This window comes from Arthrobacter sp. 05T45 (genome assembly GCF_056395875.1).
This window is the reverse complement of sequence record NZ_JBFTKI010000001.1, coordinates 324591-341263: the sequence shown is the minus strand read 5'-3', so window position 1 is coordinate 341263 and position 16673 is coordinate 324591. Positions and strand designations below refer to the sequence as shown.

12 protein-coding genes are annotated in these 16673 nt (G+C 62.5%); 1 reads left to right on the top strand and 11 read right to left on the bottom strand.

All coding sequences use genetic code 11. From position 1 onward, the window contains the following. Window positions 1-17 precede the first annotated feature (17 nt). Genes rplW through rpsJ form a run of 4 tightly spaced genes read right to left on the bottom strand, consistent with a single transcriptional unit; the run spans window position 18 to window position 1921 of the window. Entirely contained in the window at window positions 18-323 is a 306-nt protein-coding gene (gene rplW, locus AC1DGD_RS01615; RefSeq protein WP_018773664.1) for a 50S ribosomal protein L23, read from the bottom strand. Beyond that, entirely contained in the window at window positions 320-940 is a 621-nt protein-coding gene (rplD, locus tag AC1DGD_RS01610) for a 50S ribosomal protein L4 (RefSeq protein ID WP_028275117.1), read from the bottom strand. The genes rplW and rplD overlap by 4 nt, the downstream gene beginning before the upstream one ends. 4 nt (window positions 941-944) lie before the next feature. Further along, complete coding sequence (gene rplC / locus AC1DGD_RS01605) at window positions 945-1595, bottom strand: 50S ribosomal protein L3 (protein WP_003803812.1); 651 nt, start codon at window positions 1593-1595, stop codon at window positions 945-947. A gap of 17 nt (window positions 1596-1612) precedes the next feature. Further along, window positions 1613-1921, bottom strand: a complete 309-nt coding sequence (gene rpsJ / locus AC1DGD_RS01600) for a 30S ribosomal protein S10 (RefSeq protein ID WP_003803825.1) — start codon at window positions 1919-1921, stop codon at window positions 1613-1615. Window positions 1922-2332: 411 nt separating this feature from the next. Between rpsJ and AC1DGD_RS01595 the strand changes: the two genes are divergently transcribed. Further along, entirely contained in the window at window positions 2333-3757 is a 1425-nt protein-coding gene (locus AC1DGD_RS01595; RefSeq protein ID WP_476855688.1) for a GH1 family beta-glucosidase, read from the top strand. A gap of 17 nt (window positions 3758-3774) precedes the next feature. On the opposite strand, the gene AC1DGD_RS01590 is transcribed toward AC1DGD_RS01595, so the two are convergent. The 7 genes from AC1DGD_RS01590 to rpoB form a co-directional block, all read right to left on the bottom strand. Next, window positions 3775-3900 (bottom strand): hypothetical protein, encoded by a 126-nt coding sequence (locus AC1DGD_RS01590; RefSeq protein ID WP_256860042.1) that lies wholly within the window; start codon window positions 3898-3900, stop codon window positions 3775-3777. Window positions 3901-4044: 144 nt separating this feature from the next. Next, a complete protein-coding gene (tuf, locus tag AC1DGD_RS01585; protein ID WP_018773660.1) occupies window positions 4045-5235 on the bottom strand; it encodes an elongation factor Tu in 1191 nt (396 codons plus the stop codon). A 267-nt stretch (window positions 5236-5502) separates the two neighbouring features. Next, entirely contained in the window at window positions 5503-7617 is a 2115-nt protein-coding gene (gene fusA, locus AC1DGD_RS01580) for an elongation factor G (RefSeq protein WP_079550516.1), read from the bottom strand. A 69-nt stretch (window positions 7618-7686) separates the two neighbouring features. Then, window positions 7687-8157: a 30S ribosomal protein S7 gene (gene rpsG, locus AC1DGD_RS01575; RefSeq protein ID WP_011692813.1), complete on the bottom strand. Its 471-nt coding sequence runs from the start codon at window positions 8155-8157 to the stop codon at window positions 7687-7689. Window position 8158: 1 nt separating this feature from the next. Then, entirely contained in the window at window positions 8159-8533 is a 375-nt protein-coding gene (gene rpsL, locus AC1DGD_RS01570; RefSeq protein ID WP_018773658.1) for a 30S ribosomal protein S12, read from the bottom strand. A 399-nt stretch (window positions 8534-8932) separates the two neighbouring features. Then, complete coding sequence (locus AC1DGD_RS01565) at window positions 8933-12832, bottom strand: DNA-directed RNA polymerase subunit beta' (RefSeq protein WP_223913813.1); 3900 nt, start codon at window positions 12830-12832, stop codon at window positions 8933-8935. A 105-nt stretch (window positions 12833-12937) separates the two neighbouring features. Continuing rightward, window positions 12938-16453 carry a DNA-directed RNA polymerase subunit beta gene (gene rpoB, locus AC1DGD_RS01560; RefSeq protein ID WP_028275121.1) on the bottom strand — a complete coding sequence of 1172 codons (3516 nt, stop codon included), beginning with the start codon at window positions 16451-16453 and terminating at the stop codon, window positions 12938-12940. Window positions 16454-16673 lie beyond the last annotated feature (220 nt).

Genomic DNA, 16673 nt, shown 5'->3' with positions numbered 1-16673 from the left:
CGTTAAAGTGGTCTCCGCTATGAAAGCGGACCGCCGAAGATGTCGATAGTGCCTTCTTTGAGGCTCACAATTGCACGCTTGGTGTTCTTGCGGGTACCCCAGCCGAATTTGGTGCGCTTGCGCTTACCGGCACGGTTGATGGTGTTGATCGATTCGACCTTGACGGAGAAAATCTTCTCCACGGCCAGCTTGATCTCGGTCTTGTTCGAGCGGGGGTCCACCAGGAAGGTGTACTTGCCCTCGTCGATCAGGCCGTAGCTCTTTTCCGAGACAACGGGTGCAAGCACGACGTCGCGCGGGTCTTTGATGGTGGCTGCACTCACTTGGCATCCTCCTCGTTCTTTGCAACCTTGTCAGCAACGAATGCTTCGTAGGCAGCCTTGGTGAAGACTACGTCGTCGGAAACGAGAACGTCGTAGGTGTTCAGCTGGTCTGCGTACAGAACGTGAACTTCCTCGAGGTTGCGCACGGACAGTGCAGCAACATCGTTGGCGCGCTCAATGACAACGAGCAGGTTCTTGCGCTCGGAAACTCCGCGCAGGGTTGCCAGTGCTTCCTTGGAGGACGGCGTGGAGCCGGCAACCAGGTCAGCAACGACGTGGACGCGGCCGTTGCGGGCGCGGTCCGAGAGTGCGCCGCGCAGTGCAGCAGCAATCATCTTCTTGGGGGTGCGCTGGCTGTAGTCACGCGGCGTGGGGCCGTGGACAACGCCACCACCGGTCATGTGAGGAGCACGGATGGAACCCTGACGGGCGCGGCCGGTGCCCTTCTGCTTGAACGGCTTGCGACCTGCACCGGAAACCTCGGCGCGGGTCTTGGTCTTGTGGGTACCCTGGCGAGCAGCAGCGAGCTGGGCAACGACGACCTGGTGCAGCAGCGGCACGTTGGTCTGTACGTCGAAGATCTCTGCAGGCAGGTCAACCTTGACAGTGCTAGTCATTGAACTAGGCTCCCTTCACGGCGGTGCGTACGAGTACGACCTGGCCGCGGGCGCCGGGAACGGCGCCCTTGATCAGGAGCAGCGACTTCTCGACGTCAACCGCGTGGACCGTGAGGTTCAGCGTGGTGTGACGAACGGCGCCCATGCGGCCGGCCATTTTCATGCCCTTGAAGACGCGGCTCGGGGTGGATGCGCCACCGATTGAACCGGGCTTACGGTGGTTCTTGTGGGCACCGTGGGAAGCTCCAACGCCGTGGAAGCCGTGACGCTTCATAACACCGGCGAAGCCCTTACCCTTGGTGGTGCCAACGACGTCGATCTTCTGGCCGGCTTCGAAGAGCTCTACGGAGAGCTCCTGGCCCAGCTCGTAAGAGTCAGCATCTGCAGTGCGCAGTTCTACGACGTGGCGGCGAGGCGTGACGCCTGCCTTTTCAAAGTGACCAGCCAGCGGCTTGGTGACCTTGCGGGGATCGATCTGGCCGTAGCCGATCTGAACGGCGACATAGCCATCAGTTTCTGCGTTGCGCAGCTGCGTGATGACGTTCGAGTCAGCCTGGACCACAGTGACGGGGATGAGCTTGTTGTTCTCGTCCCAGACCTGGGTCATGCCGAGCTTCGTGCCCAGCAGGCCCTTTACGTTACGGGTTGCGGTCATAGTCTCTCAGCACCTCCCTACAGCTTGATTTCGATGTTCACGTCGGCCGGCAGGTCGAGACGCATGAGCGAATCAACAGCCTTGGGCGTGGGGTCGATGATGTCGATAAGACGCTTGTGCGTGCGCATTTCGAAGTGCTCGCGGCTGTCCTTGTACTTGTGCGGAGAGCGAATAACGCAGTAAACGTTCTTCTCCGTCGGCAGCGGCACGGGGCCAACTACAGTTGCGCCTGCGCGCGTGACCGTCTCAACGATCTTCCGTGCTGAAACGTCAATGACCTCGTGGTCATATGACTTCAGCCGGATGCGGATTTTTTGTCCCGCCATGTCGCCTGACTCTCTTTCAGTCTGTGCTTCCCCTGATTAGGGCTGCCCTGTTCACTTACTAGTTGTATGGCTGCCGAAGCATTTGAAGTCGTGACTACCACCCGCCGCACAAGCTGAATCCGGAAAGATCCGGGTTCCTCAACCTGCCGACGCAACCGACCCCCGCGGTCGGGCGTGTCGCATGTTTTCACACGTACGCGTCCGCAATTCCATGGGGAGTGGGTTATGTTTGGTCTCTTACTTGGACCCTGGCATCCGGCATTATCCGGATCGGGACGCGAAAGAGCGCTTGAACAACTCATCTAGTATGCCGGAATTTGCGGGCAGAAGCGAATCAGCCCCTCTGCACGGCGGTGCAATCACTGCCGGAGGGCCATTGTCCTGAATCGCCGTCGAATGGATGATAGGGGCATGACTGTGCAGGACTCTGTAGCAGTTCAGGCCCTCGCCGCACGCCTGAGCCCGGGATTCACCCTGGGTGTCTCCTCCGCGGCATTCCAGATCGAGGGCAGCCTTGCCGCCGGCGGCCGCGGCCCCTCCGGCTGGGACGCCTTTGCCGAAAAGCCCGGCAACATCCTGCACGGGCACTCCCCCGCCGTGGCCTGCGACCACTACAACCGCGCCGAGGAAGACATCGAACTGATGCGGGATCTCGGGATCGATTCCTACCGCTTTTCGATCTCGTGGCCGCGGGTCCAGCCCGAGGGCAGCGGCCGCTTCAATGCGGCCGGGCTGGACTTCTACGACCGCCTGATCGACCGGCTCCTCGCCGCCGGCATCTCCCCCATGGCCACTCTCTACCACTGGGATACGCCGCTGCCCCTCGAGCACCGGGGCGGCTGGATGAACCGTTCGACGGCGGAACGGTTCGCCGAGTACAGCGCGGCCGCCGGCAAGCGGCTCGGCGACCGCGTGGCGCAGTGGGTGACGCTGAACGAGCCCGCCTCGGTTACCCTCAACGGCTACGCCCTGGGCGTCCACGCACCCGGCCGCGGCCTGCTCTTCGATGCCCTGCCGTCGGTGCGGCATCAGCTCCTGGGGCACGGGCTGGCGGTTCAGGCGCTGCGCGCGGAGGGCGTCGCCGGCGCCGTCGGGGTCACGAACCTGCATTCCCCCGTCCGGCCTGCTTCCGGTTCGCCAACAGACAGGATGCTGGCCAGGGTGTTCGACTTCGTGCTGAACCGGCTCTACGCTGACCCGATCCTCCTGGGCCGTTTTCCCCGGCTGCCGCTGATCGCCCGGCCGTGGTTCCGTTCAATGCGGAGCATCAGCGACGCGGACCTGGCCACGATCCACCAGCCGCTGGATTTCTACGGCCTGAACTATTACTACCCCGTCAAGGTGGCCACGGGACGCGGCGTCGACAGCCCCTCGGCAACCGCGGAGGCGATGCTGAAAGTCCCGTTCCACATGGCCGCGTTCCCGGAGTATGAACGCACAGGATTCGGCTGGCCGGTCGCTCCTGACCACCTGGGGATCCTGCTCCGGGAGCTGAAGGACCGGTACGGGTCCTCGCTGCCGCCGCTCTACATCACCGAGAGCGGGGCGAGCTTCCCCGAACCGGACCACGTCACCGGCCCCATTCCCGATGCCGGCCGGATCAGCTATCTCGCCGCACATCTCAGCCAGGCGGTGGAGGCGACCTCCCCCGGGGGCGTGGCCCACGACGTCGAACTGCTCGGCTATTACGTCTGGACGCTGATGGACAACTTCGAATGGGCGGCCGGCTACTCGCAGCGCTTCGGCCTGGTGCACGTCGATTTCACGAGCCTCAAGCGCACGCCGAAAGACTCGTACTACTGGTACCAGGCCCTCGCGCGGGCACGCCGGGCCTGAGCCCCGCCCGGCCGCTGCTACTGGTTGCGGTTGGACCTATTGATGCGCTTGGCGCGCTCGATCTCCTGGCGGAAGTGCCTCTTCGCCCAAAAGAACGCGACGACGACCGCGGCGGCGATCAACAGAAAAATGAACCAGCCCATGGTGAGCTCCCTTCCCTTCCTGCAAAGGTATCAGGAACTTAAAAGGAACAGCCCCGCTGCAAGTGCAGCGGGGCTGTTCCCGATCCTCTTCTCAGCTGCCAGACGGCTGGCTGATCAGGGGCAAAGCATCAGATCGGCAAGTAATTACTTGATGATCTTGGTGACGCGTCCTGAACCAACGGTGCGGCCGCCTTCGCGGATAGCGAAGCCGAGGCCCTCTTCCATTGCGATCGGCTGGATGAGCGCAACGGTCATCTCAGTGTTGTCGCCGGGCATAACCATTTCCGTGCCTTCCGGCAGGGTGATAACGCCGGTTACGTCCGTGGTGCGGAAGTAGAACTGCGGGCGGTAGTTGGAGTAGAACGGGTTGTGACGTCCGCCTTCGTCCTTGGAGAGGATGTAGACGTTAGCCTCGAAGTCGGTGTGCGGGGTGATGGAACCCGGCTTGACGACAACCTGGCCACGCTCGACATCGTCGCGCTTCAGACCGCGGAGCAGTAGGCCACAGTTCTCGCCGGCCCATGCTTCGTCGAGCTGCTTGTGGAACATCTCGATACCGGTAACCGTGGTCTTCTGGACCGGGCGGATGCCGACGATCTCGACCTCGGAGTTGATGGCGAGGGTTCCACGCTCGGCGCGGCCCGTAACAACGGTGCCACGGCCGGTGATCGTGAAGACATCTTCGATCGGCATCAGGAAGGGCTTGTCACGGTCACGTACGGGGTCCGGAACGGACTCGTCGACAGCAGCCATGAGGTCCTCAACGGACTTGACCCAGACGGGGTCGCCTTCGAGGGCCTTCAGGCCGGAAACGCGAACAACCGGAGCCTCGTCGCCATCGAAGCCCTGCGAGCTGAGCAGCTCGCGAACTTCCATTTCAACGAGGTCGAGGAGCTCTTCGTCGTCAACCATGTCAGCCTTGTTCAGCGCGACCAGCAGGTAGGGAACGCCAACCTGGCGGGCGAGCAGAACGTGCTCGCGGGTCTGAGCCATCGGGCCGTCAGTGGCGGCAACCACGAGGATTGCACCGTCCATCTGAGCAGCGCCGGTGATCATGTTCTTGATGTAGTCAGCGTGACCCGGAGCGTCTACGTGTGCGTAGTGGCGCTTCTCGGTCTGGTACTCAACGTGGGAGATGTTGATGGTAATGCCGCGCTGACGCTCTTCGGGAGCAGAGTCAATCGACGCGAAGTCACGCTTCTCGTTGAGAGTCGGGTACTTGTCGTACAGCACCTTGGAAATGGCGGCCGTCAGCGTCGTCTTACCGTGGTCAACGTGACCAATGGTACCGATGTTAACGTGCGGCTTAGTCCGCTCGAACTTTGCCTTTGCCACAGGTTCCTCCTAGAACGTTTTCAAATTGACTTACCCTTCGGCCGCGCTTGTCGCGGCAGAAACTCCAGTAAGTCTACTTGGGGGGCTTTGGATTGATGAAATTGCAGATTCAGGTACTAATGCTAGTGCCTAGAGCCTGTTCGTGCAGGCGGCCGAACTCCGGCCCGGCCGGACTACAGCTGACCGGAGTCCGGCCACTTGCACCAGATGTGTCTCCGCTGGCGGAGACGCACCCGAGTTTCTTGTTGCTGCGAGGCGTCTAGAAGACTACTCGCCGCGGTTCTTCTGGATGATCTCGTCGGCGACTGCCTTCGGGACCTCGGCGTAGCTGTTGAACGTCATGGAGTACACAGCGCGGCCCTGGGTCTTCGAGCGCAGATCACCGATGTAGCCGAACATGCCGGACAGTGGGACGTGTGCGCGAATAACCTTGACGCCCTGGGCATCTTCCATGGACTGCATCTGGCCACGGCGGGAGTTGAGGTCACCGATAACTTCACCCATGTATTCCTCAGGGGTGCGGACCTCGACATCCATCAGCGGTTCGAGCAGGACAGGGTTCGCCTTGCGTGCGGCTTCCTTGAAAGCCATACGGCCGGCGATCTTGAACGCCATTTCCGAGGAGTCAACATCGTGGTAAGCGCCGTCAATCAGCGTCGCCTTGATGCCGACAACCGGGTAACCGGCCAGGACGCCGTCGTTAAGCGCATCCTGGATGCCGGCGTCGACCGACGGGATGTACTCGCGCGGAACGCGGCCACCGGTGACCTTGTTCTCGAACTCGTACAGCTCGCCACCTGAGGTGTCCAGCGGCTCGATCGCGATCTGGATCTTTGCGAACTGGCCGGAACCACCGGTCTGCTTCTTGTGCGTGTAGTCGTGACGCTCTACAGCACGCTTGATGGTTTCGCGGTAAGCAACCTGCGGCTTGCCAACGTTTGCCTCGACCTTGAATTCGCGGCGCATGCGGTCCACCAGGATGTCCAGGTGGAGCTCGCCCATGCCGGCGATGATGGTCTGGCCGGTGTCCTCGTTGAGGGAGACCTGGAAGGTCGGGTCCTCAGCGGAGAGCTTCTGGATGGCCGTGGAGAGCTTCTCCTGGTCACCCTTCGTGTTCGGCTCGATCGCAACCGAGATCACGGGCTCCGGGAAGCTCATGGACTCGAGGACAATCTGGTTGGCCGGATCGCACAGGGTGTCGCCCGTGGTGGTGTCCTTGAGGCCGATCGCTGCGTAGATGTGGCCGGCGGTAGCGCCCTCGACGGGCATTTCCTTGTTGGCGTGCATCTGGAACAGCTTGCCGATGCGCTCCTTCTTGCCCTTGGTGGAGTTGACCACCTGCGAGCCTGCTTCCACGTGACCGGAGTACACGCGGACGAAGGTCAGCTGGCCGAAGAAGGGGTGCGCGGCGATCTTGAACGCCAGTGCGGAGAAGGGCTCTTCAGAGGAGGGCTTACGGGTAAGCTCCTTCTCTTCGTCGCGGGGATCGTGACCGATCATCGGCGGGACGTCGAGCGGGTTCGGCAGGTAGTCCACCACAGCGTCGAGCATGGGCTGAACGCCGCGGTTCTTGAATGCAGAACCACAGAAGACCGGGTAGATCTCAGAGTTGATCGTCATCTTGCGGATGCCGGCCTTGAGCTCATCGATGCTGATCTCTTCGCCCTCAAGGTACTTCTCCATGAGTTCCTCGGAGGACTCGGCAACGGTCTCAATGAGCGTTGCGCGGTACTCTTCGGCCTTCGCCTGGAGGTCAGCCGGGATCTCGCGGATCTCGTACTTGGCACCCATGGTGACGTCACCCTTGGCGTCGCCGGGCCAGACCAGCGAACGCATGTAAAGGAGGTCGACGACGCCGATGAAGTCGTTCTCGGCGCCGATCGGCAGCTGCATGACGAGCGGCTTGGCACCGAGGCGGCTGATGATGGTGTCGACGGTGAAGTAGAAGTCAGCGCCGAGCTTGTCCATCTTGTTGACGAAGCAGATGCGCGGAACGTTGTACTTGTCAGCCTGGCGCCAAACAGTCTCGGACTGCGGCTCCACGCCTTCCTTGCCGTCGAACACGGCGACTGCGCCGTCGAGGACGCGCAGGGAGCGCTCAACCTCGACCGTGAAGTCAACGTGGCCGGGGGTGTCGATGATGTTGATCTGGTTGTTTTCCCAGAAGCAGGTCACGGCGGCAGACGTGATGGTGATGCCGCGTTCCTTTTCCTGTTCCATCCAGTCAGTCGTCGAAGCGCCGTCGTGCGTTTCGCCGATCTTGTGGTTCACACCCGTGTAGAAGAGGATGCGCTCGGTAGTAGTGGTCTTGCCGGCATCGATGTGGGCCATGATGCCGATATTGCGGACCTTGCTAAGGTCGGTAAGCACGTCCTGTGCCACGGTGTCTCCCTTTCGGATGGACTGCACGTTCGCCGCCGGCTCAGTCGAGCCGGCGGCGTCCGGGAAGTATTACCAGCGGTAGTGTGCGAAGGCCTTGTTGGACTCGGCCATCTTGTGGGTGTCTTCGCGACGCTTCACAGCGGCACCGAGACCGTTCGAGGCATCCAGGATTTCGTTCTGGAGGCGCTCGGTCATGGTCTTTTCGCGGCGGGCCTTGGAGTAGCCAACCAGCCAGCGGAGGGCGAGGGCCGTGGAACGGCCCGGCTTGACCTCAACGGGGACCTGGTAGGTGGCGCCACCAACACGGCGGGAGCGGACCTCAAGCGAAGGCTTGACGTTCTCCATGGCCTTCTTGAGGGCTGCAACGGGGTCGCCGCCGGACTTGGCGCGAGCACCCTCGAGTGCACCGTAAACGATGCGCTCTGCGGTGGACTTCTTGCCGTCAACCAGCACCTTGTTGATGAGCTGGGTGACCAGCGGGGAGCCGTAAACGGGATCTAGAACTAGCGGCCGCTTGGGGGCCGGACCCTTGCGAGGCATATTACTTCTTCTCCATCTTTGCGCCGTAGCGGCTGCGAGCCTGCTTACGGTTCTTGACACCCTGGGTATCGAGGGCGCCACGGACGATCTTGTAGCGGACACCCGGAAGGTCCTTCACGCGGCCGCCGCGGACGAGCACAATGGAGTGCTCCTGCAGGTTGTGGCCCACACCGGGGATGTATGCGGTGACTTCAATGCCGCCGTTGAGGCGTACGCGAGCAACCTTACGCAGAGCCGAGTTCGGCTTCTTCGGGGTCGTCGTGTAAACGCGGGTGCAAACACCGCGGCGCATCGGGCTGCCGTTAAGCGCGGGAGCCTTGGTCTTTTTGACCTTAGGCGTGCGGCCCTTGCGGACCAGCTGGTTAATCGTAGGCACTCTCGTGTTCTCCGTTTTATCCGGAGCGGCCGTTGGCGGCCGCTCTCTTGTCGCTGCGCCTCGCCGCCCGAGCTTTGAAGTTCTCTCCAGAGCAGCTGAGGCGAAGCCTTAATAGTCGGACCGCACGCCGGGGTCCAAGGACTTTCGACCCGAACTGCCCCTAGGCATGCGAAAATGTGGCATACGTTGCACAAGAACCCTGCAAACCGGAAACGTCGTCCTGGTTGAACCTTTCAGCTGCAAGCTGTCTGGCTCAAACCGGCGCACTCATCCACTGCCACAATAACAATTAGTCTCAAGTCTAACACGGACGGGTCCCAGCCCTTAATCGGCGGGGTTTTACCACTGGAAAGGCCCCGCCCCCACCGAGGTGGGAACGGGGCCTGTCAGTCACTCAGCTCAGCGGAAGTCGCTGCCGAGATCGTAGTCATCCAGCGGGATGGCGTGGAACTCGGGAGCTCCGTCGCCGCCCAGCGAGTCGTAGGAGAAGTCACTGAATGCGCTGGGGCCGGTGAACAGGTTGGCCTTTGCTTCTTCAGTGGGTTCCACGGTGACCTCGGTGTAGCGCGGGAGACCCGTGCCGGCCGGGATGAGCTTACCGATGATGACGTTTTCCTTGAGGCCGAGCAGCGGATCGCTCTTGCCTTCCATGGCCGCCTGCGTCAGGACGCGGGTGGTCTCCTGGAAGGAAGCTGCGGACAGCCAGGACTCGGTCGCCAGGGACGCCTTGGTGATGCCCATGAGCTCGGGACGCCCGGATGCCGGCGTCTTGCCCTCGGACACAACGCGGCGGTTGGCCTCTTCGAAACGGCTGCGTTCGGCGAGCTCGCCGGGCAGCAGATCCGATTCGCCGGACTCGATGACCGTGACGCGGCGCAGCATCTGGCGGACGATAACCTCGACGTGCTTGTCGTGGATACCGATGCCCTGGCTGCGGTACACGCCCTGGACTTCGTCCACCAGGAACTTCTGCGCGGCACGGGGACCCATGATGCGCAGCACCTGCTTGGGGTCGACCGGGCCGTTGATGAGCTTCTGGCCAACGCTGACGTGATCGCCGTCTTCGATGAGAAGACGTGAACGGCGCAGCACCGGGTAGGCGATCTCTTCAGATCCGTCATCCGGGGTGATGACCAGGCGCATCTGGCGCTCGGACTCTTCGATGGTGATGCGGCCGGCTGCTTCAGCAATCGGTGCGACACCCTTCGGAGTACGGGCTTCGAAGAGCTCCTGGATACGGGGCAGACCCTGGGTGATGTCGTCGCCACCGCTGGCGGAAACAGCACCACCGGTGTGGAACGTACGCATGGTCAGCTGGGTACCCGGCTCACCGATGGACTGCGCGGCAATGATGCCCACGGCCTCACCGATGTCGACGGTCTTGCCAGTGGCCAGCGAACGGCCGTAGCACAGGGCGCAGGTGCCGACGCTGGACTCACAGGTGAGTACGGAGCGGACCTTGACCTCGGTGATGCCGGCTGCGAACAGTTCGGCAATGACGACGTCGCCGCAGTCGGTGCCGGCAGCTGCCAGGACCTTGCCCTTGGAGTCGACGACGTCGACGGCCAGGGTGCGGGCGTAGGCGCTGTTCTCGACGTTCTCGTCCAGGACGAGGACGCCGTTGGCGTCGGCCACCGCGATGGCGGTCATCAGGCCGCGCTCGGTACCGCAGTCCTCTTCGCGGACAATGACGTCCTGCGACACGTCCACCAGACGACGGGTCAGGTAACCCGAGTTGGCGGTACGCAGGGCGGTGTCAGCCAGACCCTTACGGGCACCGTGCGTGGCGATGAAGTATTCCAGCACCGAGAGGCCCTCGCGGTAGGAGGACTTGATCGGACGCGGGATGATTTCACCCTTAGGGTTGGCCACCAGGCCACGGATACCCGCGATCTGACGGACCTGCATCCAGTTACCACGTGCGCCCGAGGACACCATGCGGTTGATCGTGTTCATCGGGGACAGGCTGTCACGCATCGCCTGGGCGATCTCGTTCGTTGCCTTGTTCCAGATCTCGATCAGTTCCTGGCGACGCTCGTCGTCGTCGATCAGGCCCTTGTCGTACTGGCCCTGGATCTTGGCGGCCATGGTCTCGTAACCGGCGAGGATCCGCGGCTTGTCCGTGGGCACCTCGATGTCGGAGATGGCAACGGTCACGCCGGAGCGGGTGGCCCAGTAGAAACCGGCATCCTTCAGGTTGTCCAGCGTTGCCGCCGTGATCACCTTCGGGTAGCGCTCGGCGAGGTCGTTGACGATCCGGGACAGCTCGCCCTTGTCGGCAACATCCTCAACCCACGGGTAATCCGCGGGCAGCGTCTGGTTGAAGATGACCTGGCCGAGGGAGGTCTCGACCAGTGCCATCTGACCGGGCTCCCAGCCCTCCGGGGCTTCCCAGCCGGCGTAGGGCACGAAGCCCTCGAGCCGGATCTTGACCTTGGAGTTCAGGTGCAGCTCGTGAAGGTCGTAGGCCATGATGGCTTCCGCGACCGAGGAGAAGATCCGGCCTTCGCCAGCTGAACCGACACGCTTGGTGGTCAGGTGGTAGAGACCGATGATCATATCCTGCGACGGCAGGGTCACCGGGCGGCCGTCAGACGGCTTCAGGATGTTGTTCGAGGAGAGCATCAGGATGCGGGCCTCGGCCTGGGCCTCGGGGCTCAGCGGCAGGTGGACTGCCATCTGGTCGCCGTCGAAGTCGGCGTTGAAAGCGCCACAAACCAGCGGGTGCAGCTGGATTGCCTTGCCTTCAACAAGCTGCGGCTCGAACGCCTGGATACCGAGACGGTGCAGGGTAGGTGCACGGTTCAGCAGCACGGGGTGCTCGGTGATGATCTCTTCGAGGACGTCCCAGACCTGCGGACGGTAACGCTCCACCATGCGCTTGGCCGACTTGATGTTCTGGGCGTGGTTGAGGTCCACCAGGCGCTTCATCACGAACGGCTTGAAGAGCTCCAGGGCCATCTGCTTGGGCAGACCACACTGGTGCAGCTTCAGCTGCGGGCCGACGACGATGACCGAACGGCCGGAGTAGTCGACGCGCTTGCCGAGGAGGTTCTGGCGGAAACGGCCCTGCTTGCCCTTGAGCATGTCGCTCAGGGACTTCAGCGGACGGTTGCCCGGTCCGGTGACCGGACGGCCGCGGCGGCCGTTGTCGAAGAGGCTGTCAACAGCTTCCTGAAGCATGCGCTTCTCGTTGTTGACGATGATCTCCGGAGCACCGAGGTCAAGCAGGCGCTTGAGGCGGTTGTTGCGGTTGATCACGCGGCGGTAGAGGTCGTTGAGGTCGGAGGTCGCGAAGCGGCCACCGTCCAGCTGGACCATCGGGCGCAGTTCCGGCGGGATCACCGGGACGGCGTCCAGCACCATGCCGAGCGGGCTGTTGTTGGTCGTCAGGAACGCGTTGACCACCTTGAGCCGCTTCAGGGCACGGGTCTTGCGCTGGCCCTTGCCGTTGGCGATGATGTCGCGCAGCATGTCCGACTCGGCCTGCATGTCGAAGTTCTCAAGACGCTTCTTGATGGCCTCGGCACCCATGGAGCCTTCGAAGTACATGCCGTAGCGGTCGCGCAGTTCGCGGTACAGGCCTTCGTCACCTTCGAGGTCGGCGACCTTGAGGTTCTTGAAGCGGTCCCAGACCTGCTCGAGGCGCTCGATTTCGGCGTCGGCACGCTTGCGGACGTTCGCCATCTGGCGGTCAGCGGAGTCGCGGGCCTTCTTCTTGTCGGCAGCCTTCGCGCCTTCGCCTTCGAGACGGGCAAGCTCGTTCTCAAGGTCGCGGGCGATCGTGGCGATGTCCGAGTCGCGGTTGTCGATCAGCTGCTTCTTCTCGATGTCGTGCTCAACCTGGAGGTTGGGCAGTTCTTCGTGGCGGCTGTCGGCGTCGACGCTCGTGATCATGTAGGCGGCGAAGTAGATGACCTTTTCGAGGTCCTTCGGTGCCAGGTCAAGGAGGTAGCCCAGGCGGGAGGGAACACCCTTGAAGTACCAGATGTGCGTGACCGGGGCGGCGAGTTCGATATGGCCCATGCGCTCACGGCGGACCTTCGCACGGGTGACCTCAACGCCACACCGCTCGCAGATGATGCCCTTGAAGCGCACGCGCTTGTACTTACCGCAGTAGCATTCCCAGTCGCGGGACGGGCCGAAGATCTTCTCGCAGAAGAGGCCGTCCTTCTCGGGCTTGAGCGTGCGGTAGTTGATGGTTTCCGGCTTCTTAACCTCGCCGTACGACCAGCCACGGATGTCTTCCGCGGTGGCGAGGCCGATCTGCATGAGGCCGAAGGAGGATTCGCTGGACATATGGTCCCTGTTCTCTCTTGTTCTCTAAATTCTGAAGTCTTGGGTTACGGGAAGAGGGAGGTGGCTTACGACGGCGAGTGCGAACCCGCCGTCGTAAACCCCCTGCTAAACCTCTTCTACGGAACTGGGCTCTGCACGAGACAGATCGATGCCCAGTTCTTCCGCAGCCGTGAAGACTGCGTCATCAGAGTCACGCATTTCAATTGTGGTTCCGTCCGTGGAAAGCACTTCCACGTTCAGGCACAGCGACTGCATTTCCTTGATCAAGACCTTGAAGGACTCAGGAACGCCCGGCTCGGGGATGTTCTCGCCCTTGACGATGGCTTCGTAGACCTTCACACGACCGTGGATATCATCCGACTTGATCGTCAGCAGTTCCTGGAGCGTGTACGCGGCGCCGTAAGCTTCGAGCGCCCACACTTCCATTTCACCGAAGCGCTGGCCACCGAACTGTGCCTTACCACCCAGCGGCTGCTGCGTGATCATGGAGTACGGGCCGGTGGAGCGGGCGTGGATCTTGTCGTCCACCAGGTGGTGGAGCTTCAGGATGTACATGTAGCCGACCGAGATCGGATCCGGGAACGGCTCGCCGGAGCGGCCGTCGAACAGACGGGTCTTGCCGGAAGAGTTGATCAGGCGGTCGCCGTCGCGGGTGACGTTGGTGGAATCGAGCAGGCCCGTGATTTCCTCTTCACGCGCACCGTCGAAGACCGGCGTCGCCACAGTGGTCTGGCCACTCTCGCGCGGCAGGTTCGGCAGCTGCTTGACCCACTCGGGCTCGCCCTCGATCTTCCAGCCGGTCTTGGCAACCCAGCCGAGGTGCGTTTCCAGCACCTGGCCGACGTTCATGCGGCCCGGAACACCCAGCGGGTTCAGGACGATATCAACGGGGGTGCCGTCGGCAAGGAAGGGCATGTCCTCGATCGGAAGGATCTTGGAGATAACACCCTTGTTGCCGTGGCGGCCGGCAAGCTTGTCGCCGTCGGTGATCTTGCGCTTGGCAGCGACGTAGACGCGCACCAGCTGGTTGACGCCCGGGGGCAGCTCGTCGTCGTTGTCGCGGTCGAAGACGCGGACACCGATCACGGTGCCGGACTCGCCGTGCGGCACCTTCAGGGAGGTGTCGCGCACTTCGCGGGACTTCTCACCGAAGATGGCGCGCAGCAGGCGCTCTTCCGGGGTCAGCTCGGTCTCGCCCTTGGGGGTGACCTTACCGACCAGGATGTCGCCGGCCTCAACCTCGGCACCGATGTGGATGATGCCGCGCTCGTCCAGGCCTGCCAGGACTTCCTCAGACACGTTCGGGATGTCACGGGTGATTTCCTCGGCACCAAGCTTGGTGTCGCGGGCATCGATCTCGTGCTCCTCGATGTGGATCGAGGACAGGACGTCCTCGGCCACGATGCGCTGGGAGAGGATGATGGCATCCTCGAAGTTGTGGCCTTCCCATGACATGAATGCCACGAGCAGGTTCTTACCGAGGGCGAGCTCGCCCTGGTCCGTTGCCGGGCCGTCAGCGATGATGCCGCCGACCTCCAGGCGCTGGCCTTCGCTTACCAGGACACGGTGGTTGTAGCAGTTGCCCTGGTTGGAACGGGCGAACTTGTTGATGCGGTAGTTGGTTTCCGTACCGTCGTCGTTGAGCATGATGACCAGCTCAGCGGAGACCTCGGTAACCACACCGGCCTTCTTGGCGATGACAACGTCACCGGCGTCGACGGCTGCGGCGCGCTCCATGCCGGTACCGACGAACGGTGCCTCGGAACGGACCAGCGGCACGGCCTGGCGCTGCATGTTGGCACCCATGAGTGCACGGTTGGCATCGTCATGCTCGAGGAACGGGATCAGGGCGGTAGCCACAGACACCATCTGGCGCGGGGAAACGTCCATGAACTCGACGTCGGCGGCGGGAACCAGCACAGGCTCGCCTCCACCACCGCGGGCACGGACCAGGACGGTCTCTTCCGCGAAACGCTTGTTCTCGTCGAGCGGTGCGTTGGCCTGTGCGATCAGGACCTCGGCTTCGTCGTCGGCCGTGAGGTACTTGACCTCATCGGAGACGACACCCTCGGCGACAAGGCGGTACGGGGTTTCGATGAAACCGAACGGGTTGATGCGTCCGTAGGAAGCCAGCGAACCGATCAGACCAATGTTCGGGCCTTCAGGAGTTTCGATGGGGCACATACGTCCGTAGTGGGACGGGTGCACGTCACGAACTTCCATGCCGGCACGGTCACGGGACAGACCACCCGGGCCAAGCGCGGACAGGCGGCGCTTGTGGGTCAGACCCGAGAGCGGGTTGTTCTGGTCCATGAACTGGGACAGCTGGGAAGTTCCGAAGAACTCCTTGATGGCTGCCACGACGGGACGGATGTTGATCAGGGTCTGCGGCGTGATGGCCTCGACGTCCTGGGTCGTCATGCGTTCGCGGACAACGCGCTCCATGCGGGACAGGCCGGTGCGGACCTGGTTCTCGATGAGCTCGCCGACGGCGCGGATGCGGCGGTTGCCGAAGTGGTCGATGTCATCGATCTCGACGCGGAGCTCGTGGTCCTGGCCGTCGCGCTTGCCCATGAGGGTCTTCTCGCCGGCGTGCAGCGCAACCAGGAACTTGATCATGGCCACGATGTCTTCAACGTGCAGGACCGAAGCTTCCTTGTCGCCAAGGGAGCGGTCGATGCCAAGCTTGCGGTTGATCTTGTAACGGCCGACCTTGGCCAGATCGTAGCGCTTGGAGTTGAAGTACAGGTTGTCCAGCAGGGACTGGGCAGCCTCAACCGTGGGCGGCTCGCCCGGTCGCAGCTTCCGGTAGATGTCCAGCAACGCGTCTTCGCGGGTCTCGGTGGCGTCCTTCTCCAGCGTGGCGCGCATGGAGTCGTACTGGCCGAATTCCTCGAGGATCTGGCCTTCGGTCCAGCCGAGGGCCTTCAGCAGCACGGTGACGGACTGCTTGCGCTTGCGGTCAAGACGGACGCCGACCTGGTCGCGCTTGTCGATTTCGAGCTCGAACCAGGCGCCGCGGGAGGGGATGATCTTCGCGGTGAAGATGTCCTTGTCGCTGGTCTTGTCGGCGGTGCGCTCAAAGTAGGCGCCCGGCGAGCGGACCAGCTGGGAGACGACGACACGCTCGGTGCCGTTGACGACGAAGGTGCCCTTCTCGGTCATCAGCGGGAAGTCACCCATGAACACGGTCTGCTGCTTGATTTCGCCCGTGTTGTTGTTCATGAACTCGGCCTTGACGTACAGCGGAGCCGAGTACGTTGCGTCCCGGTCCTTGCACTCAGCCATGGTGTATTTGGGGTCAGCGAACTCCGGCTCGGAGAAGCTCAGGGACATGGTGCCCTGGAAGTCTTCGATCGGGGAGATCTCTTCGAAGATGTCGGACAGACCCGAGGAGGTGGCGACGCTGAGGTCGCCTTCTTCGACGGCCTTCGCAACGCGCGCCTGCCAGCGTTCGTTCCCGACCAGCCAGTCAAAGCTGTCGGTTTGCAGGGCGAGCAGATTCGGAACATCAAGGGGTTCGTGAATCTTTGCGAATGAGAGCCGGCGGGTTGCACCGTCGGTGCTGTCGGCATTGATAGCGGTAGCGTTGTTTACATTAGAGGTGCTCGAGGCGACCAAGAGGGATCCTTCCACAGACCTTCAGGCGTTGTCAGATCTCCCCCGTTATGCACTCTGCAGAATGACTCCGCAGCGCTACCAGTCCGGTTCCGCTATATGACCCGGGACCCGCGCTGTCCATAGCTGGTGCACGTGGTAGACGGCACATTGATGGAACAGCTGTCAGGCTAAGCCCACCGCTATATGAAGGCTGAAGGTAAACAGGGAAGACGCAAATATC